Here is a 20,062-nt window from a genome sequence, read left to right as displayed (position 1 = left end):
GCGTACCGCTTGTGTTAGGGAACTTGATGGGATGGCAACAGATGAATACAACACCCCTTCATGACTATGAGCGCACGGTTCATTTTGCTGATACGGATGCGGCTGGGGTAGTTTACTTTGCCAATCTGCTGCGGTTTTGCCATGAGGCCTATGAGGATGCCCTTGCCCAGTTAGGGGTAGATCTGCGGCAATTTTTCAGCAGTAGTGGCCTGATTGTGCCAATTACAGAGGCACAGGTACGGTTTTTGAAACCCCTCTACTGTGGCGATCGCCTGCGGGTGAGAATTGACCCCCAAAGACTGGACAATAGCTGTTTTCAACTGACCTATACGCTTTACGATGCCACGGGCAATCGTGTCGCCATTGCCCGCACCCAGCACATTTGTTTGCAACTGCCGCAACGCCGGCGAGGAACGATTCCCGATCCTCTACGGGAATGGTTAAAGTCTGCCCCAGCAACAGCCAGCGATCGCCAACCTTAGGGAGATAATGAAAAAAGATGTTGCGTCATCGTTCACTGCAAAATGACCCAAACTTTTCGTGTTGAGATTCTACACCGCGGACAAACCTACACCTTTGAAGCCGGTGCCGATAAGCCCATCCTGCGATCGGCCACTGCTGCGGGCATTGATCTCCCTAGTTCCTGTAATGCTGGGGTGTGTACCACCTGTGCCGCCCAGATTTTAGAGGGCACTGTTGACCACGGGGATGCAATGGGGCTGAGTCCTGAACTGCGGGAAAAAGGCTATGTGCTCCTTTGTGTGGCTCGTCCCTGCTCGGATTTGAAACTGATCTCTGAAAAAGAAGAAGAGGTCTATAATTTTCAATTTGGTCAATTCCAAAAAGCTTAGGCCTATGGCGGAGTCTCCCCTGCCCGATGAGCCTCTCAGTCGCACGCAGGTCTTAGTGGCCATGGCGTTTACAGCCATCCTGTGGCTGATTTTGGCGCGGGTGTGGCTATTTACCCCCTTTTCGGGGGGACTCCTACCGCTGCGCTGGGATGGCTGGGCGGTGGTTCTTGGCATTGGCCTGTGTTTAGGGATTACAGGCATAGGGGCTATTTTGTATCGGCTCTGGCCGGCCTATCGCCTTGCCTCAGATACCTACCTGAAACTAGTGCTTTCACCGCTACTGTGGCCGGATTTGTTTTGGATTGGCGTTTTGCCTGGCCTCAGTGAAGAACTGCTCTTTCGGGGGGTGCTTCTGCCAAGTTTAGGTTTGAATTGGGCAGGAATTATCGGCAGTTCTGTGTGCTTTGGCATTTTGCACGCTGGATCGCGGCAGCAGTGGCCCTATGCCCTGTGGGCAACTATTGTTGGCGGATTGTTTGCCTATAGCGTCGTGGCAACCAATAATTTACTGCTGGCCATTGTCGCCCATACCTGTACCAATTGGCTGGCGGCAACGCTCTGGAAAGTCTCGTTTTGGCACTCCTCGCCCCACCAACCCTAGTGCTGGTGCCCTAGGACGCGAAAGACCTCCTGCTGCTCAAAGAGTGCGACAAGATCGGGGTTGATCTTAAATTCCTTGGCCTCTTGCCGCAAAATATTGAGGGCGGCATCCACTGGCAGGCTTTTTTTGTAGGGGCGATCTTTTGCAGTGAGGGCATCGTAAATATCAGCGATCGCCAGCATCTGGGTTTGCAAGGGAATTTCTGCTGCCCCAATGCCGCGGGGGTAGCCACTGCCATCTAGACGTTCATGGTGGCCATAGGCAATTATGGGCACATTCTTTAAGTGAGCAGTCCAGGGAATGCGGGAGAGAAAGTGGTAGGTGTAGGTAACGTGAGCTTCAATGAGCCGCCGCTGTTCTCCGGTGAGATTGCCGCGGCGCACCAAGAGTTGTTCCAGTTCTGCTGCCGTAATTAGGGGATGCATTTGCCCATCAACACCGCGGTAGTAAAACTGGGTCAATTCCTGCAGACGAGCTAGGGGTTCTTGATCCAAGATTTGGGGTTCATTGGCCTGCTCTAATAACTGCCAGTAGTGTTCTAGGGTGAGCAGTTGTTGCTGTAGCTGTTCGTCGAGATGACGCAAAAAAGCACAGTGGGAACAAGCCTGTTCGCCAGCGTGCGGGCTGTGGGGATGGGAGAGCAAATAGTTGACTTTGGCCTGCGCTGTTTCCATTTCTAGGGTGCGCCGCACCAAGGCAAAGCGCTGGCGAATGACCTCCAGTTGCTCCGGGAAGAGTTTTTTCTGCTTGTTCAGGATGGTCTCCGGTACTCCGACCTTGCCAAAATCGTGGAGCAGAGCTGCATAGCGAATCTCCTGGAGTTGGCGATCGCTAAAGGAGACTTCGCGAAAGATGCCCCTCGACGTTGCATGAGTGATCTCCGCTAGGCGTACGGTGAGAGCCGCTACCCTTTCTGAATGTCCTGCCGTGGTTGGATCCCGCACCTCAATCGCCTGCACTGAGGCAGTGACAAACCCTTCAAAGAGCTGTTCAATACTCTCAAGAAGCTGATTGCGCTCAATAATCACCGCCGCCTGACTGGCCAGCGATCGCACAATGTGTTCTTCCCAAGCACTGTAGGGCTGGGTCAGACTGACCGCCGTTTCTGGCGTCAACAGGGTTTCTGGCGATCGCTTGCGGTTAACCAGTTGCAGAACGCCAATTACCTCACCGTTGACATTCTGCATCGGCACCACCAAGACTGAGCAGGTTCGATATTGGAAAAGCTCATCAAAGGAGCGGTTGAATTGGTACACTTCACTGCCGTCGAGGGCATAGACATCGGCAATATTCAGGGATTCTCCCGTCAACGCTGCATAGCCCACCAAGCTTGTCGGCGTCAGGGGAATTGTACTGTCTTGTACCTGCTCAGGCAGGGCAACGCTGTCGTTTTGAGCCACCTTAAATTCAAGCACCGCCGGCTCTGTCTGTCGCTGCACTAGAAAAATGGTGCCCGCATCACTGGCGGTTATTTGCCGACTTTTGGTGAGAATGAGATGCAGCAGTTCCTCTAGGGATTGGCTGGCGGAAAGGGCAATGCCAATTTCTAAAAGCTGATCGACCAATGTCCCGCTGTCTGAGCTAAGCGTTGCTTTTTCAAGGGAGTCGCCAATCATCGCTAAAGACCTGTGAGGAATGCGCCCATTATAAATTGCGTCCCCCAGTCCCCTTGTGATCTAGTTGCGGTGATTGTTGTGATAGGGAATCCGCGCTCCTGCCCAAGCCAACTTCTCCCGCAGGGTCTGGTAAAAGGAGTAGTGATCTCGCAGGATGATAAAGCGGGCTTGACAGTCAGCCATCGTCACCTGAACCCGCTGTCCCGGCCAAATGGAGGTGGCCAGTACCCCATCCATCCACAGTTTGGTATTCAAGCTGTGATCCTCCAACGGCCAAATGCTCACTGAAGAGCGCGCAGGCAAGACAATCGGGCGGCTCGACAAACTCAAAGGACAAATGGGGGTAACCACAAGCGCTTCCATTCCTGGATGCAAAATGGGGCCATTGGCGGCCACCGTATAGCAAGTAGAGCCGGTGGGCGTGGCCACCAGCAACCCATCGCCGTGATACTGATCCACCACATCGCCGTCAATTTCCATTTCCAAAAGAGAGGTGATCATGCGATCAGCAGAGGCGGGTTTAATGCACATTTCATTGAGGGCGTAGTAGCGATCGCCCACAACCTCAGGATGCAATTTTGACCCCTCAAAGACTTGAGCTTGTAGCATCATCCGCTGTTGCATGGCATACTCATCCCGCTCAAGGCGATCCCAAACCGCTTCCGTATCGCGAAACAGCTCCAGCGGCTCTGTCAAAAATCCGAGATGCCCCCCCACATTCACCGCCAAAATCGGCACCCCCGCCGCAGCTAAATGCCGTGCTGCTGCTAAGGAAGTACCATCTCCTCCCAAAACAACAGCCAGATCAATTGGTTCTGTCACTGAGGCCATAAAAACGGGGTAGGGGTTGTCTTTAGGACCACTAGGACCTACAAGCACCTTGGCACCCCGCTGTTGCAGTTGCCGGGAGGCGCGATCCGCCCATTCCTTGCTCTGGCGATCGCCTGCTTTGTGCACCACAATGACCTGGTTCAACTGCATGGGGCTACTCGTTTTCTAGGTTCTGCATTCCCTTGGCAATGCGTGCTAGCTCGGTTTTTTCGTCCACCGAAATGCGGGTGGGGGTACCGCTGATAATGCCCTCGAAATTGCGGAAAGAATCGCGGATCTCCGCTCCCTTCTCAGTGATGACATACTCGCGGATGCCCTTATCATGCCAAGACCCCCGCATCTTAAAGACGTTAATTGCCCGCGACATTTCACCCCGAATTTCTACATACTGCAACAGCAAAATGGTGTCTGTAATTGTAGAAATATGGGACTCAGTAATTGAGTTTGACCCCATAAACTGATCCGTCGTGTTGGTGAAAAAGCCCGTGATTTCCTCCTGCTTGGCAAAACCCGTTACACCAATTACAAATTGCCGGAAGGCATTATTGCTCACCCCCCGTGCTAAGGCAGATAGAGAGTCAATAGCTACCCGCGACGGCTTAAAGTCAGCAATCTCAGATTTAATAATTTGCAAGTGATCCTCTAGCCCCGCCGACTCTGGATAGGCGCAAATAATCCGCAACAAATCCCGTCGTTCTAGCTCCTCAAAATCAATGCCCCAAGAGGAGGCATTTCGCGACAATTGCGCCCGCGATTCTTCATAGGCAAACAGCAGTGCCCGTTCTCCCTGTTGACACCCCGTCTCCAGAAACTTGCTGACCAAAAGCGTTTTACCTGTGCCGGTTGCCCCCGTGGCCAAAATAATTGAATCTTTGAAAAATCCGCCGCCACACATCTCGTCGAGGGTTTTAACCCCAGAGGAGACCCGCACATTCGAGGAGCGTTGGGTCAGACGCATGGCTCCTAGGGGGAAGATATTGATGCCATTGTTAATCGTAAAGGGATATTCCCCCTTCATGTGGGTTGTGCCCCGCAGCTTGAGAATTTCAACCGTACGCCGCCGCCGTTCCCCCTCAAGGACATTGCGCAAAATCACCACATTGTCAGAAACAAACTCTTCGACGCCAAACCGCGCCACAGGGCCATACTCATCCACTCGCTCAGTGGTCATGATTGTTGTCACCCCCAACTGTTTAAGGCGAAACGCCAAGCGGAAGATTTCCCGCCGCACCACTGAAGCCGCATCGTACTGTTGAAAAACAGCGGTCACCGAATCAATTGAGACACGGGTGGCTTTGTATTTGCGAATGGCATACTGGATGCGCTCAATGAGTGCCGATAGATCAAAATCTCCCGCCACCTCTTGGCCGTCGGGATCCGGTGAGGCATCGAGGATAAACAGCTTCCCTTGATCAATAAGACTTTGGAGATTCCAGCCAAAGCTGAGGGCGTTCTTAATAATGTCTTGGGGGGACTCTTCAAAAGTGACAAAAATGCCTGCTTCATTAAAAATTGTGATGCCATTATAAAGAAATTGCACCGCAAAAAGCGTCTTTCCGGTTCCTGAGGTGCCACTGACCAGTGTGGTGCGTCCTTGGGGGAGTCCACCATGGCTAATGTCGTCAAATCCCTCGATCATCGTTGGGATTTTCTTAACTTCCGCAGGAGACTGCCTAGGGGTGCTTAGCTGACTTTCTGGTAGGTTCGTCATAGAAGATTTTTAGAGTAAGTATTCTGCAAAAAATTCCAAAATGTTATTCTAAACTGAGATATTTTAACCGCTGCGCTTATTCAAGTCCGAGTTCATCGTCGAACTGCTCACCAATCTCTTCGTACAGCAAGTCGAGGCCGATAAGCACCTTTTCACGGTTCGATAAATCCCCAATGATACGGCGCACCGGTGGTGGTAAGACTTTGGCGAGGGTTGGGGTGGCCAGAATCTTATCCTCCTCAGCCAATTGGGGGTTTTTCAGGACATCAATTACTTTCAGGGCATAGACACCCTTAAATTCTTTTTCAAGAATGTTGTTAAGGGTTTTAAGGGCACGCACGGAGTTGGGGGTATTGCCAGCAACGTAGAGCTTGAGAACGTAAGTCTTCCGCAGAGGAGCCATAGGGGTTACACCTCACGCGGAATTGAGCGACGATACATTTCGCATAGATGGGCGATGACATCAATCAGTGTCAGGCGATAATCGAGCAAAACGTCCTCGCTGCGACCTTCAAGTTTAAGCTGCTTAGAAAAATTATCCATGAGTTCGACGTGAATCTCTAGGACTTGAGCGACGGAAATATCGGCAAAAAATGCTTTACTAACAAATTCGTCAATATGCTCATTGACTTTGGCATCAGTATTAAAGTATTCAAGGACAATAGTACGATAAATTGAGCGTAATTCGTCGAGGAGCTTGCGTTTATCGGCGGCGGACATACGACGGAAGAAAAAGGCGGTATCCCGCTTGTAATAAACCCCAAGGTAGCCGAGTCGCTCTTTTAACTTTTGGGAGAGACGGTGCTGGGGATCGACATTACTACTCTCTTTGAGGGCGGGCATGCGAAACATGACGTGGGGAGGCACTGCACAGCCCGGGCAGAGTTTTACAAATTCGGCAATGGCTTCTTCAATTTGCTGGTTAAGCTGATGCAGATGCTCGGTAGTAAGAATAACTTCAGCCACATGGTAGTGAGGGCCAGGGGGTGGAGGAGACGGTGCGGCAGGAAAAATTAGAATGGCGGGCAACAGGGTGGCGCTGTGGTGAAGATACGTAATGATTTGCGGCGTGTCCTCTCCCCATTCTAAAATTAAACAAGCAATACTATTTCGTCGTTGCTCTAAATAGGTGCAAAACTCTCTTTCATTGGAAAAGTAAACTAGTTCATCAATGTCGGACTTATGCAAACGTACCAATTCTTGGCCAATAGCGGGCGAGTAAACTAAGCCACAGATTGTTAGTGCGGTTGACTGCGCCACGTGCTTTCAGAACTTGAGTTTGCATCTGATAGCATCCTATCACTTTCTCGCTAGTGGTGGCAGTGTTTTCTGAAGGAGTGTTGCCATTTCCTCACACCCCATAGGAATGATTGATGGATTCCCTAGTCCTAGCGTCCTTTGCTCAACCCTCCCCAGCAGTGACGGCAACTGCTTGTCTGAAGGAGGTATATCAACGCTGGCAAGAAACACTCGCAGAGGCAATCGTCATTGTTGACGATCAGCAGGCTCCCCTAGGGGTGGTGCAGGGGTGGCGGTTGGCGTTAAGTCTGGAGCGAGAAGAGCAGCTAGCCAATTTAGTGGTGGGCAGTGTGACGGCTTCTTGGCGATTGCCCGTGGTGGCCGTACCCGCAGCGTGGACGCTCTTACAGTTTCAGGGATGGTTGCGCAGCCAAGCCCAGATGCCAGCCTATGTTGCGGTTGTGGATGCAGCGGGTTCCTTTTTGGGACTGCTAGATCAGCAAAAGTTACTGCATTACTGGGCCTGTCAGCCCCCTTTGCCGTGGCTGGAGGTCATTGAACAATTGCCGTTGCCAATCCAAATTCAAAACGCTCAAGGCAGCGTCATTTGGCACAATTGTGCTTGGGCAGAACACTTCACGGATTTTTTGCCTCTTGTCCAGTCCAAATTTGAGGGTCTGAATTGTCAGACCCTCGAAGGGCGATCGCCCTGGCAAGTGTGTTCGATTCCTTTGCATCTCACCTCCTTAGAATCGGGTCAGGTAAAGAGTAATGTAGCCGTGGCCAGCGATCGCTATTGGCTCGTTTTTGCCCAACAGGGAGCAAAGACGGAGCCGAGAACTTCTAGCCACTTGCAGCACCTGCGTCTCCATCAGCAAAAACGCCTACTTTTGAGTTTGGGCCATGAACTGAAAAATCCCCTAACTGCCATTCTCAGTCTCGCCCAGCTCCTGTGGCAGCAGCCCCTGTCATCAGAACAACAGGACTACCTTGCCCTTATTCAACGCAGCGGCTGGCAAATGAATCGCCTGATTCAGGCATGGCAAGACTATACCCGTGCTCTTTGGCGCGAGTTGGAACTGCAGTGGGAAACGGTGGAACTGGCCAGCCTGTGGTTGCGATCGCAGGAATTGGCCGAGCACCTCTACCGCTTGAGTGCGCCGGGGTGGCAGTGGCAGTGGCACATTGATCAGCCCTTGAGCCATATATATCTCCACGGCGATCCTCTGCGGCTACGGCAGATTTTTGCCCACCTTCTAGGGTGGCTGATGCTCTTTCCCGGCGATCGCTATGGACTGCGCCTGAGTCGCTGGCAAAATTGGTTGGTTCTACAACTGTGGGAAGAAGGACACGGCATTCCTCTCAAGGATCACGATCGCCTGCTGCACGAATGCCTCGAGGACTACGCTGAAGTAACAATGGGGCTGATGCTAGCGCGCCAACTCTGTCGGCTCCACAATGGTGAGCTTTCCTTTATTGCCCAAGCTGACAGCTCTAGTGAGTGGACAGTGCTGCTGCCCTTTGCTGAGGAACTTCCCCCTGAGTTACCCACTACAGCTCAATTGATTCTCGTGGTGAGTAATGATGCCCCATGGATTATGAATACCACTGCTGCCTTGCGACACAATCACTACGGCTATATCATCGCTCGCCATCCCCTTGAAGCCCTTGATAAACTAGAACAACTGCAACCCACTGCAATTGTCGTGCGCCCCGCCAGTAGTCTCATTTTGGCCGATGTGGTTGAGAGTCTTGCCACCAGCTCCTTCACTGCAACTGTACCTTTGATCATCTTGTCCGATGAAGCCATTCCCTTGGGCTTGAGCGGTTTTGTACAACGGCTGCCCTTGAATAGCCATCCGAGTCTGCTGATTGATGTCCTTGATCGCTGGTGCTTTCCCCGTTTGGCGCCACCAGCCCCAAAAGGATCATTGGGGCGTCCCCTGCCCAATCAAACGGTGCTCCGCCTTGGTTTAGGCCATCAGATCAACTTACCCCACCTGCGACTCCTCGAAGCAGAAGACCTAGAACAAGCAGATCTACTCATAGACATTTGGCGACCCGACGTTCTGATTTGGGATTTGCCCGCTGACGAGGTCGTCCATCTTAGCAATCATCCAAAACTACAACAATTGCCCATCGTTACTTTGACAGAAGAGAGTAGTCGAGCCATTCATCAATTGGGGAATGTGGCTGTCTTTCCCTGCCTCAACCTTGAGGACTTAATGGAGGTGGTGCTCCTTGCAGCCACCGTCAAACCTCAAAGCTGACTCAACACTGTCCGCGCTGCCGCAATAGTGCGCTCAATATCTGCCTCAGTATGGGCAAGGGAGGTAAAGCCCGCTTCAAACTGCGACGGCGCAAGATAAATTCCCTGCTCCAGCATGCCGCGATGGAAGGCTGCAAACTTTTTCAAGTCAGACTGCTTAGCTTGCTCATAGTTGGTCACCGGACCGGCGGTGAAAAATAGACCAAACATGCCACTGATGTGGCCACCACAAACCTCGTGGCCAAATTCCCGTGCAGCTTCTAACAAGCCCTGCACTAGCTTGCCCGTGATCCGATCCAGTTGTTCATAGCTGCCAGGGCGGCTGAGAATTTCTAGCGTTTTGATTCCTGCTGTCATTGCCAAGGGATTGCCGGAGAGGGTACCTGCTTGATACACCGGCCCTGCGGGCGCCACCATCTTCATAATGTCAGCACGACCCCCATACGCACCTACCGGCAGGCCACCGCCAATTACTTTTCCGAGGGTAGTGAGATCCGGTGTGACGCCAAATTTTTCTTGAGCGCCCCCATAGGCAATGCGAAAGCCTGTCATTACTTCATCAAACACCAAGAGGGCACCGTACTGCTTTGTCAGTTCCCGCAGCCCTTCGAGAAAGCCGGCATCCGGGGGAATAAAGCCAGCGTTCCCGACCACGGGTTCAAGGATCACACCCGCAATGTCATTGGGATACTGTGCAAAAAGACGACTGACGGCTTCGAGATCGTTGTAGGGTGCCGTTAATGTGGCCGCGGTTGTGGCTTTTGGTACGCCAGGAGAATCGGGCAAGCCCAAGGTGGCTACCCCCGACCCTGCTTTGACCAAGAACATATCGGCATGGCCGTGGTAGCAGCCTTCAAACTTGATTACTTTTTCCCGCTGGGTATAGGCACGCATTAGCCGCAGCACTGCCATACAGGCTTCAGTTCCGGAATTCACAAAGCGCACCATCTCCACACTGGGGACAGCGGCAATCACCATTTCCGCCAAGATGTTCTCAAGTACACAGGGGGCGCCAAAGCTGGTTCCCTTTTCAAGGGCAGCATGGAGAGCATTAATCACTTCGGGATGGGCATGGCCAACGATTGCCGGCCCCCACGACCCCACATAGTCAATGTATTGGTTGCCATCCACATCCCAAATATGGGCACCTTTGACATGATCAAAAACAATGGGTTGGCCGCCGACGGACTTAAAGGCACGCACGGGTGAACTGACGCCACCGGGCATGAGTTTTTGGGCAGCGGCAAAAATTTCTTGGGATTTTGTAGTTTGAAGAACGGTCGTGGTCAACGTCAACTCCCTCAAGCATTGGCGTGCTCAAAGTATTATAGGCAATTCTTTTGCTCCTTAACCCTAGAAGGACACATGTTGCAATTCTTTACAGTCTTGGCGGTTCGTTTATGGTTTTTGGGAGAATCACACTGGATTTATATCCACAGAACGGCTACCTCTGCAAGAGGTCTTCTATGTCCTCCACCCTACTTCTGCCAACTTTCTCCATCATCTTGGAAACTGAGAACTTGGCGAATGCAGATATAGCTGGACTCCATCGTGCCCTCCAGTCCCTTGCTAGCCAAGATTTACCCCCCACTGCCGCCAATGAAGTCTTGGTCTTGGAAACAGGGGATGCGCCCAAGCAGATCTTGCGCAACTGGCCGCTGCCTACCCTTGGCTGATATTTTGTGCGGTGCCCAAGGAGCTTGGCTACTACGAGGTGAAAATGTGGGCAGCGGAGAAGGCAACGGATGAAGTGATTGTATATTGTGATTCAGACTGTTGCTCTGAGCGCAGTTGGTTGCGCAGGATGTTGATGAGCTTTACAGCCGGTGAACAGATTAAGTGGGGGCGGGGAAACCGCCATTCATGGAGCTGGTATTGACCGCACAGCCATGGCGCTCATTTTTCCACAGGACAGCGAGGGAAGACAAATGGAACCAGCGGCGGACTACTTTATTAAATAATGCAGCTTTTCGCCGTCAATTCCTGCTGGATCACCCAATTCTAACTAAAGGAATCCAGTGGTGTTGTTCTAGCTTTTACTTGACAACAATGGCGCGATCGACCGGCAGAATATGCCCCACTTGCTGCGTCGCTTTGGCAAAGGCCTGATTGAAGTTGGAGGCCTCCGGAATCTTTAGGTATTTAGTTGTCATGGCAGTCTGTTGGGGATTCGCGTACTGCTTTCATCTTAGCTCATCGGCGGCAAGCCCCGCCCTTTCCCCAAGGGGAGTCTTGCTGCTCAATGGACCACTTGACCGCTCCGCCACGGGCGATGAAGTAGGACTCATTCCGAAACACCGACTTTCCATGAAACTTATTTACCCGCAGCCTGCGAAACTCTGCATTGCTCAGCAAAAAGTGGGCCTAGGACATCGGCTCACTATAAAACATGAAGGTGGAAAGACTGGAAAAGCCCGCCTTCTACGCGCAGCGTGAGGGGTTGGGAGTATGTCACTAGGCAACCATTCTCGCCTATGATTTGTTTATATCTTTGATCTGAAGCCGACACCTAATCCCTATGCCAACGTTGACTGACTCCCCACCGACCCCTGTGCTGACAGTCACCGATCTGCAGCAATTGCTTCCCCACCGCTATCCTTTTTTGCTAGTGGATCGGATCATTGACTACGTGCCAGAAAAATATGCCGTGGGGCTGAAAAACGTCACGATCAACGAACCTTTTTTTCAAGGACACTTTCCCGGTCGCCCAATTATGCCAGGCGTGCTCATTGTGGAAGCCCTTGCCCAAGTGGGTGGCGTTGTCCTCATGCAGATGAACTGGGCCAAGGATAAGCTTTCCGTGTTTGCGGGAATTGATAAGGTGCGCTTTCGCCGTCCCGTCGTGCCTGGAGATCAATTAATCCTGCGGGCTGAGCTTCTTGTTGTCAAGCAGCAGCGCATCGGCAAGATGCAAGGTCGGGCTGAGGTAAATGGTCAATTGGTCTGTGAAGGCGAGATGATGTTCTCGCTAGTTGACTAGTCACGATCAATGATGCAAACGCTCATCCATCCTACTGCTGTCATCCATCCCAGTGCCGAGCTACACCCCACAGTTCGGGTTGGCCCTTATGCCGTGATTGGTGAACAGGTGCGTGTCGGTGCCCATACTGAAATTGGTGCCCACGTAATTATAGAAGGGCCAACAGAGGTAGGGGTGGGCAATCGTATCTTTCCGGGAGCGATTATCGGTACAGCCTCTCAGGATCAAAAATATACAGGTGCCCATAGTGCTCTGCGTATTGGTGACTACAACACCATTCGCGAATTTGTGACGATTAACCGCGCCAATGGTGAAGGGGATGCCACAATCATTGGTAACCACAATCTGCTGCTGGCCTATGTCCATGTAGCCCATGATTGTGTGATTGAGGATCAGGTGGTGATTACGAACGCAGCCTCAATCGCCGGCCATGTTTGTATTGAATCAAAGGCACGCATTGGGGGTATGGTGGGCATTCACCAGTTTGTCCATATTGGTCGCTTGGCCATGGTGGGAGCAATGGCACGGGTAGATCGCGATGTGCCTCCCTACATGCTAGTGGAGGGTCACCCGGCGCGGGTTCGTGCTCTGAATCAAGTGGGACTGCGGCGGGCAGGGGTCACTGAGGCGCAAATGCGCGATCTCAAGGAAGCGTTTCGGATTCTCTATCGTCGTGAGTTGCCCCTTGCTCAGGCGATCGCCCAACTGGCAACCCTGCCACCTTCCGAGCATTTAGAGCATCTACAGCGCTTTTTGATCTATGCTCGCGAAGAGGGACGGCGCGGCTTAACCCCCAGTGGTCGGGGGACAACGGATTAACTCTCCAGTTGCCACTTGCTCAATGCCATGCCTGCTGTAGTGCTTGTTCATCCCCAAATTCCCCCGAATACGGGTAATATTGCCCGCACCTGTGCTGCGACCCAAACACCGCTGCATTTGATTGAGCCCTTGGGGTTTGAACTGAGCGATCGCTACCTCAAGCGAGCAGGTTTAGATTATTGGCCCTATGTGACGCTCTACTGTCACCCCGACTGGCCAACGTTCCTAAAAACTACCCATAGCGCAGGGCGTCTTGTTGCCTTTGAGCCTTCCGCACAACAGATCTACTGGGACTTTATGTTTGCTGAGAGTGATTGGCTGGTCTTTGGCAGTGAACCCGATGGCATTCCCGCTGACGTATTGGCAAGCTGTGATGCCTTCTTGAAAATTCCCATGTGGCAGCCGGCAGTGCGAAGTTTGAACCTCTCAGCTGCGGTGGCGATCGCCCTTATGGAAGTCTATCGCCAATTATTGTCTGCGCATCGCCATTCTCTAATCTAAACCCAGCAAAATGCCGTTCCTCAGTCTTGAGTGCCACCTCAACAAGATGGCAGACAGTTGCCGCAGCTAAATATTTTTTTATAGGCTAGAGCTGTTCTTTGTCTCAGACAGTCCTGTGAAGCTGACCCAGCGGTTCTGTTCCGCGCTTTTGTTCAAGGGGATTTCCATTCAGATTCAGCGCCAGCAACTCTTTCGCGCGTTGCGCCTGTTGTTTATCTTCTCCTTAGTGGCAGCGGCAGCTTGGTTCCTTTGGCAGCGACAGACGCGAGTTTTTAGCCGCGTAGGGTACCTCAACGGCACCCTCCTCAACATCTATGCCAGAATTCCCGGCACCCTTATTTTGTATCCGTTACAGCCCGGCCAGCTTCTCAGCAAAGGTCAGGAAATAGGTCGAATTGAAAATGAGCGCAATCCTCAACTGGAGACCGATCGCCAAAACTTGGAGACCCGCCTAGCCGTTGCCCAACGCCAGCGCCAAGTGCTGTTGCAAAAACGCCGCAGTCGCCAACAGCTAATTGCTGAACTCAGTCATTACCAGCAGGAGCAAACCCGTCTGGAGGTTCGCTTTGCCCAAGAGGCACTCCAGCGGGCATTGGCAGAACTGCGGGAAGCGCAAGAGGCACTTACTCTTGCCCGCCTTGAGGCAGAGCGCTACAGCCAGTTGGTGCGCCAAGGAGCTGTTTCCCAGCAGCGAGCAGATGAAGCCGTTTACAACGCTCGCCAAGCAGAACAGGTGGTTAAAAACAAACAGGCGGAGCTGCGCCGCTATCAAACAAACCTAGAAGCCTTTCGCAAGGGCTTACAACTGGATTCAGCTCGCACATTTAGCTTTCCCCAAATTCGCCTGATTGACCTGCAAATTGAAGTCGTAAACATTGAAGGGCAAATTGCTGAAGTGGAGGCAACGATTGCAGAATTAAAGAAAGAAATTACCAATATCAAGCAACAGTTGGCACTGCAGCGTTTAGCTCGCATCCAGTCGCCAATTCGCGGTGTGGTGTGGTCAGTGATCCACAAAAGCGGTACGCTGGGTATTCCCATTAGCGCTGGTGATCCCGTTGCCAAGGTTCTGGACTGCAACGATGTCTGGGCAACGGCTCTTGTGGCTGAGCGAGAGAATGCCCGCCTTCGGGTCGGTCAACCGGCGATTGTCCGCTTGCTAGATGGGAGCGATCGCCGAATTTCGGGATGGGTACGTGCCATTCGCGGTGGGCCGGGAAAAGTTGTAGTGGGGGAAACCGTTGCTGTACCCCCTCCAGATCTGGTGCGCAACGAACTGGCGGTGGATGTTACCTTGAACCAGTTACCACCAGAATTAAGTGCTCAGCGGTTTTGTGGGGTAGGCCAAAGTGTAGAGGTTGTTTTTGATGCTCGTTCCTAATTGTGCTGTTTTCGATCATTGTGTAGTTCCCAAAACCCATGTTATTGAAAAAGCAACACTCTACAACAACGCTGCTGCTGTTGGCTATCCTAGCCTTTGCAGCCGTTCAACTCTGGACTTTTGACTGGCGAAACCTCCTCCCCAACCTTTTGGGCACTTGGAATGCCGGCAAGGCTCTCTTTCGCACAGAGGGCACCAGCCTAGAGGCACTGCTGTTACCGACTTGTCTATGGGGAGCAATTGTTTTACTGATTAAAGAACTCTGGCCGCAGCCCACTACCCTAGCTCGGCTCCTGCTTACGGGCGGAACCCTTTTTTTTGGGGTGCGCTATGAACTCTGGCGAGTCTTCTATAGTCTTAACCTCGATGATCCCATTAACGGCATCCTTTCCGTCAGTCTCTTTTTGGCAGAACTCCTGATGGTGTTCAACACGTTGGCGTTCTTTTTTCACTGTAGTTTTACAATCAACCGCAGCCCAGAGGCCGATCGCTACGAGCAGGATGTAGTCAGTGGCAAGTACCAACCTTGGGTGGATGTAATTCTGCCTACATACAACGAGGGCGTGGACATTCTCCGCCGCTCGGTCATTGCCTGCCAAGCAATGGACTATCCCAACAAACGCATTTATCTTTTAGACGATACCCGCCGTCCCCACGTGCGTGCCTTGGCTGCCGAATTGGGCTGTGAATATCGCGATCGCCCCGACAACCGTCACGCCAAAGCAGGCAATATCAACCATGCCCTGCCCACCCTCAGCGGCGAGTTTATTGCCGTCTTTGATGCCGACTTTACCCCCTGTCGCAATTTCCTCAACCGTACCATTGGCTTTTTCCAAGACCCCAAAACTGCCTTGGTGCAAACGCCCCAGCACTTCTTTAACGAAGACCCAATTAGCGTCAATTTGGGGTTAGAGGGCATTGTCAACAATGAGCAGAGCCTCTTTTTCCGCTTTATCCAACCCAGTCGTGACTGGTGGGATGCAGTGGTCTGCTGTGGCACCTGTTTTGTCATTCGTCGCAGCGCCCTCGACGAAATTGGCGGCATCCCCACCGATACGATTACGGAAGACTACATGACCAGCATGAAGCTCCAAAGTTTAGGCTATCGGGTGAAATACCTCAACGAAGCTCTCTCTGCTGGCATGTCTCCCGAAACCATTAGCGCTTACGTAAACCAGCGCCTGCGCTGGGGACAGGGCACCCTGCAAATGTTGTTTGTGGGTGGCAACTGTTTTACAGTGCCTAATTTGGGATTCAGTCAGCGTTTTTCCCACGCCTTGAGCATTGTTTATTGGTTTTTGGCTCTGTCACGCGTCATTTGCCTACTAGTTCCGCTGACGTTTCTGCTATTTGGAGCTGCCCCACTGCGAGCCACAATCAATGAAATTCTTTACTTTTATTTGCCTTACTACGTTGGGAATGCCTTGAGTTTCGCCTGGTTTACTGAGGGGCGCCGCTCCGCTTTTTGGTCTGATGTCTATGAAACAATTCTGGCTTTTCCCATGGCAATTACTATTGTGCGCACGATAATTCGACCTCGCGGCAAAACTTTTAAGGTCACACCCAAGGGGATCATTGATCCCCACCGTATCAACCCCAATTGGCCGCTAATTCGACCGCTGGTAGCTGTTGCTGCCCTAACAATTTTAGGTATCCTCTGGCGCAGCCGCCCTCTCCAGGACACGGTTGTCAACCCCGATAGCTTGACAGTCAATCTCTTTTGGAGTGTCTATAATTTAGGGCTGCTGCTGATCTCAATCATGGTGGCTATTGACGTGCCCCAACGGCGTTTTACCCGATTTGATCGCCGCGAACTCTGCTACTTCTCGAAGACTGCGGAAAACTGTGAGCTAAACCTGAATGGCCAAACCTACAGCGGCCATACTCTCGACATTAGTGAGAGCGGTGCACGCCTCCACCTGTGGTCTGAAGAACTCTCTAGCCAAGAAATGACCCAGTGCTTGAGGAAAGCGGAAGGTCATTTGTCCTTTTCTACTCCCAGTGAGCTGGCTGGCCTAACAGTGCCGGTAACCATTCGCTGGTGTGCCCCCTTGCCTCGAAAATCAGGTCAAGAGAAAGGGGGACGTGTAGCGTTGGGAGTGCTTTTTGCGGAACTCTCTTTGGCGCAGCAGCGCCGCTTGATTCCCTACCTGTACTGTCAACCAAGTCAGTGGCAAGAGGTGCGCGCCCCTGAGTTAAAAACCGCTTGGGCCATGCTCCAAAGTCTATTTCGATTACATCCCTTAGCCGAGAGCCGCTAGCCATTGAGGAGTGTGAGGAGGTTTTGAATCGCCCTACTGGTGCTCTGAATTGCTGCACGAATGTTGGCACTTTTCGGCTCAGCTTGCAGCAGATAGGCTAAACCAGATTGGAGATACGTGAGAGCCATCTGCACGTTGGGATCAATGGGTTGGTAGGTTTGAGATGGAGATGGCTGCCCATAACTGGGATGGGGATAGCCGACGGAGTGCTCGTAGTGCGCTCCTGGATACCCTTGGGAGTAATCGTAGTTGGGGTAGGGATAGCCGACAGAGTGCTCATAGTTCGCCGCTGGATACCCTTGAGTCGCTTCAACCGGTGGTGGCGGCTCAGGAGAGGCTGGGGTTGCAGCCGCAAGGATTGATGGCGCTGGGGGTAAAGTTACAGTTTGTTCCTTGGCCGCTGGTTCGTCAGCAGGGGATGGCATGGGTGTTGCTTCAGCACCATGGGGTTTAGGAGCCATCATTTCTGTGGCCTCTAGGATTTGGGTGGGAGCGCTGTCAATTTCTCCCATGCGTTCTCCACGTTTGTAGGCCATGATCTGACTGGGACTCTCTGCAATATCTTTCTCTTCTTTTTTCAGCCACACAAGAAAGTCAGAGGCACTGTAGGTGACTTCTCCCCCTAAGGTACGAATGGCAACAAAGCCATTGGCGGCAATGACACTTTGAATGGGGTACCAAGTGCCGCGATAGAGAATCATTGCGTCCATGCCGAAGGAGCCACCCCCCGTAAGAATATTACGTCGCCTGCCTCGTGCCCAGCGATCTTTCCAGAGTACTCCCGCTTCGGTGTATTGAAGCCTATAGCCCTCAGGAACAGTGCGATGTTCATAACGTAGAAAGCCGGGGGTTTGGCCAACACCTACCTGAAAAATTTCATAATCTAGCATCACCTCTTGAACTAGAGGCCGATAGGGGGACGTATCCCGTACTTCAATGGCAAGGGTGGGCGTATCTGTTTTCACCCGAGCAACCATGCCATCCCGGTAAGAAATTAACTGAACTTCATCAAATGTTGTTTCCACGCGTAGGTGCCGATTCGAGAGCATTCGCGAATTTTTCCGAATTAAATCTTTAATAAATTGGTCTATTAATTCGCGATCGCCCATAGTTGTTGCTCTAAATCACGGCAAGAGAATTGCCCGCCACTGCGCCTGCGATGCCCTCTTATTTTTAGCATATTCCCTATCAATTTCTATCTATAAAGAGCATTAGTGAATGCCATTGGCAGGAGGAGACCTTTCTGTGCAGGGTGGCCACCTAGTAGTTGAGAGACATTACTGCGGTCAGCTTAAAATTAAAGGTCTGCTGCAAACAACAGTAAATCTACGGATTAAAGTCCTGAAAATACTCCCGCAGCCGCTGCAACGCCTGACCCCGATGACTCACCTGTTGTTTTTCCGTCGGACTCATCTCAGCAAAGGTGCGCTGATAGCGAGGTACCCAGAAAATTGGGTCATAGCCAAAACCGTTCTGACCACGGGGCGTTGTTAAAATCTCACCTAGGCAACGTCCTTCTGCGGTAAAAGCAATGGTGCCGTCGGGACGGGCGAGGGCAATGGCACAAATGAATTCAGCCGCGCGATCGCTCACACCGCTCATTTCCCGCAAAAGACGCTCAATGCGTTCAGCATCCGTGGCTCCATAGCGAGCCGAATAGATGCCCGGTGCTCCTCGGAGGGCACGAACCGCTAATCCCGAATCGTCCGCGATCGCCCACTCTCCCATTTGCTGGGCAGCAATTCTGGCCTTCAAACAGGCATTGCCCACAAAGGAATCAGCCGTTTCCAGAATCTCAATTGTGGGCGGCAATGGAAGCAGTGCCCCAATCCACGGCGCTAACCAGCCTTGAAACTCCTTGACCTTACCGGCATTGTGACTGGCCAAGACAGCTTGGGCAAGAATGGGCATTTTTTAGGGCTGGACTTCAATGATGGCAATTAATAGTGTACATCGTTTGTCAATGCCTACACCTCAAGTCTTGGGTACAATCACGCCAAGTTCCTCTCCTCCAACACAGAACTTGACCTTTCAAATCCCTGAGACTAGAACGTTTCCAAATCGGTTCCCCAACAAGTACTGCGCAACCTCATCCCTGGCTTTAACGGTTTCTTTGCCAAGCAGGCACGCTTCCCAAGATTCAAGTGAGTGAGTGGTTGTTGTAAGGCATGCGCTCGGTGTCGTGCGATTCCCAAAAGCTTAGGGAGGACTGCGGTCTTCAGAGAGCCAAGTTGCGGATGGAGCGGCGACAGGAATCTGAATACGTCGGTGGTCAGCCCGATCGTCCTTGCCCGTATGGAGGCTGCTCTGGCGGCGGAACGTCAAAACGATGGCCTACGAGTTAGGGGCAGAGGAAGCAGAAAACTAGTACTGATAATTTGTTGTCTTTGTTGTCGGCTCAATTCAGTGGGCTTGCGTCAGCAAGTTCCAGTGCTGAACAGCAATGTTCAGTATTTTGTTGGAAGCGGACGACGCTGCAACTGGATATGATCTTGCCGCAAACTGACATCAAAGTGCTGGAGAAAATCCTGCCCCAAAAGTCCAAGAGTCATTTCAGGCCCGGCCACAGCAACAGGCAATTGCTTACGATGAAATCCCCCAACGCTGATGGATTGGACATACACGACCGGCAAGATCACTGGACCATTGGCTGTATCGAATAGCCGATTGTCCACCACCTGAGCAGGGGTAATGCCTAGAGCCCGTGCCATGCGTTGCGTAATCACGGTCATACTGGCGCCCGAATCCACGAGCATCTCAACGGGCAGACGTTGATTTAATATCACTTGAATGACAGGAATGCCTCCTTCTCGCCGCCGGATAGGGACAATGCCCCCAGGCTGAGGAACTGCGGTTGCCGTTGATGGAGCAGGAGTTCGGGGTTGTTGTTGCAGTTGTAGCAATTCTTGACGATAGCGAGCAAGGGCTGGTGCTTCCTGGGGATGGGCGCGAATTAGCTGCTCGAGAATTTTCACGGCTGTTGCCCAGTCTTGATTGGCGAT

Annotated in this window: 21 protein-coding genes; 12 read left to right on the top strand and 9 right to left on the bottom strand. The window is 52.1% G+C overall.

Features of this window, described 5'->3' with window-relative positions; genetic code table 11:
- Window positions 1-41: 41 nt before the first annotated feature.
- From P3X23_RS05160 to P3X23_RS05150, 3 genes are read left to right on the top strand one after another with little or no spacing between them, the layout of a single operon-like run.
- Window positions 42-482 carry a thioesterase family protein gene (locus tag P3X23_RS05160; protein WP_300873806.1) on the top strand — a complete coding sequence of 147 codons (441 nt, stop codon included), beginning with the start codon at window positions 42-44 and terminating at the stop codon, window positions 480-482.
- A gap of 42 nt (window positions 483-524) precedes the next feature.
- Window positions 525-851 (top strand): 2Fe-2S iron-sulfur cluster-binding protein, encoded by a 327-nt coding sequence (locus P3X23_RS05155; RefSeq protein WP_300873804.1) that lies wholly within the window; start codon window positions 525-527, stop codon window positions 849-851.
- A gap of 4 nt (window positions 852-855) precedes the next feature.
- Entirely contained in the window at window positions 856-1,452 is a 597-nt protein-coding gene (locus P3X23_RS05150; RefSeq protein WP_300873803.1) for a CPBP family intramembrane glutamic endopeptidase, read from the top strand.
- Here P3X23_RS05150 and P3X23_RS05145 read toward each other — a convergent pair.
- The 5 genes from P3X23_RS05145 to P3X23_RS05125 form a co-directional block, all read right to left on the bottom strand.
- Window positions 1,449-3,068, bottom strand: coding sequence for an HD family phosphohydrolase (locus tag P3X23_RS05145; RefSeq protein WP_300873801.1), 1,620 nt, complete (start codon window positions 3,066-3,068; stop codon window positions 1,449-1,451). The two genes, P3X23_RS05150 and P3X23_RS05145, sit on opposite strands and share 4 nt — an antisense overlap.
- A gap of 60 nt (window positions 3,069-3,128) precedes the next feature.
- Entirely contained in the window at window positions 3,129-4,049 is a 921-nt protein-coding gene (locus P3X23_RS05140) for an NAD(+) kinase (RefSeq protein WP_300873799.1), read from the bottom strand.
- 4 nt (window positions 4,050-4,053) lie between these two features.
- Window positions 4,054-5,610 carry a circadian clock protein KaiC gene (gene kaiC, locus P3X23_RS05135; RefSeq protein ID WP_300873797.1) on the bottom strand — a complete coding sequence of 519 codons (1,557 nt, stop codon included), beginning with the start codon at window positions 5,608-5,610 and terminating at the stop codon, window positions 4,054-4,056.
- A 76-nt stretch (window positions 5,611-5,686) separates the two neighbouring features.
- A complete protein-coding gene (gene kaiB / locus P3X23_RS05130; protein WP_300873794.1) occupies window positions 5,687-6,013 on the bottom strand; it encodes a circadian clock protein KaiB in 327 nt (108 codons plus the stop codon).
- Window positions 6,014-6,018: 5 nt separating this feature from the next.
- On the bottom strand, window positions 6,019-6,870 hold the full coding sequence (locus P3X23_RS05125; RefSeq protein ID WP_300873791.1) for a circadian clock protein KaiA: 852 nt from the start codon (window positions 6,868-6,870) through the stop codon (window positions 6,019-6,021).
- Window positions 6,871-6,983: 113 nt separating this feature from the next.
- On the opposite strand from P3X23_RS05125, the gene P3X23_RS05120 reads away from it, so the two are divergent.
- On the top strand, window positions 6,984-9,119 hold the full coding sequence (locus P3X23_RS05120; RefSeq protein WP_300873789.1) for a HAMP domain-containing sensor histidine kinase: 2,136 nt from the start codon (window positions 6,984-6,986) through the stop codon (window positions 9,117-9,119).
- Here the strand turns inward: P3X23_RS05120 and hemL are convergent.
- Window positions 9,110-10,408 (bottom strand): glutamate-1-semialdehyde 2,1-aminomutase, encoded by a 1,299-nt coding sequence (gene hemL, locus P3X23_RS05115; protein ID WP_300873786.1) that lies wholly within the window; start codon window positions 10,406-10,408, stop codon window positions 9,110-9,112. The genes P3X23_RS05120 and hemL overlap by 10 nt on opposite strands.
- A 176-nt stretch (window positions 10,409-10,584) precedes the next feature.
- Here hemL and P3X23_RS05110 point away from each other — a divergent pair, with 176 nt between their 5' ends.
- From P3X23_RS05110 to P3X23_RS05080, 8 genes are all read left to right on the top strand, one after another.
- Window positions 10,585-10,794, top strand: coding sequence for a hypothetical protein (locus tag P3X23_RS05110; protein WP_300873784.1), 210 nt, complete (start codon window positions 10,585-10,587; stop codon window positions 10,792-10,794).
- An 11-nt stretch (window positions 10,795-10,805) separates the two neighbouring features.
- Window positions 10,806-10,997 (top strand): glycosyltransferase, encoded by a 192-nt coding sequence (locus P3X23_RS11955; protein ID WP_367186520.1) that lies wholly within the window; start codon window positions 10,806-10,808, stop codon window positions 10,995-10,997.
- On the top strand, window positions 10,945-11,079 hold the full coding sequence (locus P3X23_RS05105; protein WP_300873782.1) for a hypothetical protein: 135 nt from the start codon (window positions 10,945-10,947) through the stop codon (window positions 11,077-11,079). Before P3X23_RS11955 ends, P3X23_RS05105 begins: the two co-directional genes overlap by 53 nt.
- A 557-nt stretch (window positions 11,080-11,636) precedes the next feature.
- Complete coding sequence (gene fabZ, locus P3X23_RS05100) at window positions 11,637-12,098, top strand: 3-hydroxyacyl-ACP dehydratase FabZ (protein WP_300873780.1); 462 nt, start codon at window positions 11,637-11,639, stop codon at window positions 12,096-12,098.
- Between the two features lie 12 nt (window positions 12,099-12,110).
- Window positions 12,111-12,917, top strand: coding sequence for an acyl-ACP--UDP-N-acetylglucosamine O-acyltransferase (gene lpxA, locus P3X23_RS05095; RefSeq protein WP_367186521.1), 807 nt, complete (start codon window positions 12,111-12,113; stop codon window positions 12,915-12,917).
- 27 nt (window positions 12,918-12,944) lie between these two features.
- Window positions 12,945-13,418, top strand: coding sequence for a tRNA (cytidine(34)-2'-O)-methyltransferase (locus tag P3X23_RS05090; RefSeq protein ID WP_300873775.1), 474 nt, complete (start codon window positions 12,945-12,947; stop codon window positions 13,416-13,418).
- A 148-nt stretch (window positions 13,419-13,566) separates the two neighbouring features.
- Window positions 13,567-14,799, top strand: a complete 1,233-nt coding sequence (locus tag P3X23_RS05085; protein ID WP_300873772.1) for an HlyD family efflux transporter periplasmic adaptor subunit — start codon at window positions 13,567-13,569, stop codon at window positions 14,797-14,799.
- Window positions 14,800-14,843: 44 nt separating this feature from the next.
- Complete coding sequence (locus P3X23_RS05080; RefSeq protein WP_300873769.1) at window positions 14,844-17,060, top strand: glycosyltransferase; 2,217 nt, start codon at window positions 14,844-14,846, stop codon at window positions 17,058-17,060.
- On the opposite strand, the gene P3X23_RS05075 is transcribed toward P3X23_RS05080, so the two are convergent.
- The 3 genes from P3X23_RS05075 to P3X23_RS05065 all read right to left on the bottom strand — a co-directional run.
- A complete protein-coding gene (locus P3X23_RS05075) occupies window positions 17,057-18,109 on the bottom strand; it encodes a hypothetical protein (RefSeq protein ID WP_300873768.1) in 1,053 nt (350 codons plus the stop codon). The two genes, P3X23_RS05080 and P3X23_RS05075, sit on opposite strands and share 4 nt — an antisense overlap.
- A 277-nt stretch (window positions 18,110-18,386) precedes the next feature.
- A complete protein-coding gene (gene rdgB / locus P3X23_RS05070; RefSeq protein ID WP_300873766.1) occupies window positions 18,387-18,971 on the bottom strand; it encodes an RdgB/HAM1 family non-canonical purine NTP pyrophosphatase in 585 nt (194 codons plus the stop codon).
- Between the two features lie 536 nt (window positions 18,972-19,507).
- Window positions 19,508-20,062: retropepsin-like aspartic protease (locus P3X23_RS05065; protein ID WP_300873763.1), on the bottom strand; the 555-nt coding region annotated here is incomplete at its 5' end.

This window comes from Thermosynechococcus sp. Uc, from assembly GCF_029335995.1.
GTDB lineage: Bacteria > Cyanobacteriota > Cyanobacteriia > Thermosynechococcales > Thermosynechococcaceae > Thermosynechococcus.
The sequence above is the reverse complement of the archived record's forward strand: the minus strand, read 5'-3'. Positions and strand labels throughout refer to the sequence as shown.

Bases quoted from the DNA above. Each gene is read 5' to 3' on its own strand.
- P3X23_RS05160 (WP_300873806.1), top strand. From the start codon at position 42: ATGAATACAACACCCCTTCATGACTATGAGCGCACGGTTCATTTTGCT.
- P3X23_RS05155 (WP_300873804.1), top strand. From the start codon at position 525: ATGACCCAAACTTTTCGTGTTGAGATTCTACACCGCGGACAAACCTAC.
- P3X23_RS05150 (WP_300873803.1), top strand. From the start codon at position 856: ATGGCGGAGTCTCCCCTGCCCGATGAGCCTCTCAGTCGCACGCAGGTC.
- P3X23_RS05145 (WP_300873801.1), bottom strand. From the start codon at position 3,068: ATGATTGGCGACTCCCTTGAAAAAGCAACGCTTAGCTCAGACAGCGGG.
- P3X23_RS05140 (WP_300873799.1), bottom strand. From the start codon at position 4,049: ATGCAGTTGAACCAGGTCATTGTGGTGCACAAAGCAGGCGATCGCCAG.
- kaiC (WP_300873797.1), bottom strand. From the start codon at position 5,610: ATGACGAACCTACCAGAAAGTCAGCTAAGCACCCCTAGGCAGTCTCCT.
- kaiB (WP_300873794.1), bottom strand. From the start codon at position 6,013: ATGGCTCCTCTGCGGAAGACTTACGTTCTCAAGCTCTACGTTGCTGGC.
- P3X23_RS05120 (WP_300873789.1), top strand. From the start codon at position 6,984: ATGGATTCCCTAGTCCTAGCGTCCTTTGCTCAACCCTCCCCAGCAGTG.
- P3X23_RS05110 (WP_300873784.1), top strand. From the start codon at position 10,585: ATGTCCTCCACCCTACTTCTGCCAACTTTCTCCATCATCTTGGAAACT.
- fabZ (WP_300873780.1), top strand. From the start codon at position 11,637: ATGCCAACGTTGACTGACTCCCCACCGACCCCTGTGCTGACAGTCACC.
- lpxA (WP_367186521.1), top strand. From the start codon at position 12,111: ATGCAAACGCTCATCCATCCTACTGCTGTCATCCATCCCAGTGCCGAG.
- P3X23_RS05090 (WP_300873775.1), top strand. From the start codon at position 12,945: ATGCCTGCTGTAGTGCTTGTTCATCCCCAAATTCCCCCGAATACGGGT.
- P3X23_RS05075 (WP_300873768.1), bottom strand. From the start codon at position 18,109: ATGCTCTCGAATCGGCACCTACGCGTGGAAACAACATTTGATGAAGTT.
- rdgB (WP_300873766.1), bottom strand. From the start codon at position 18,971: ATGCCCATTCTTGCCCAAGCTGTCTTGGCCAGTCACAATGCCGGTAAG.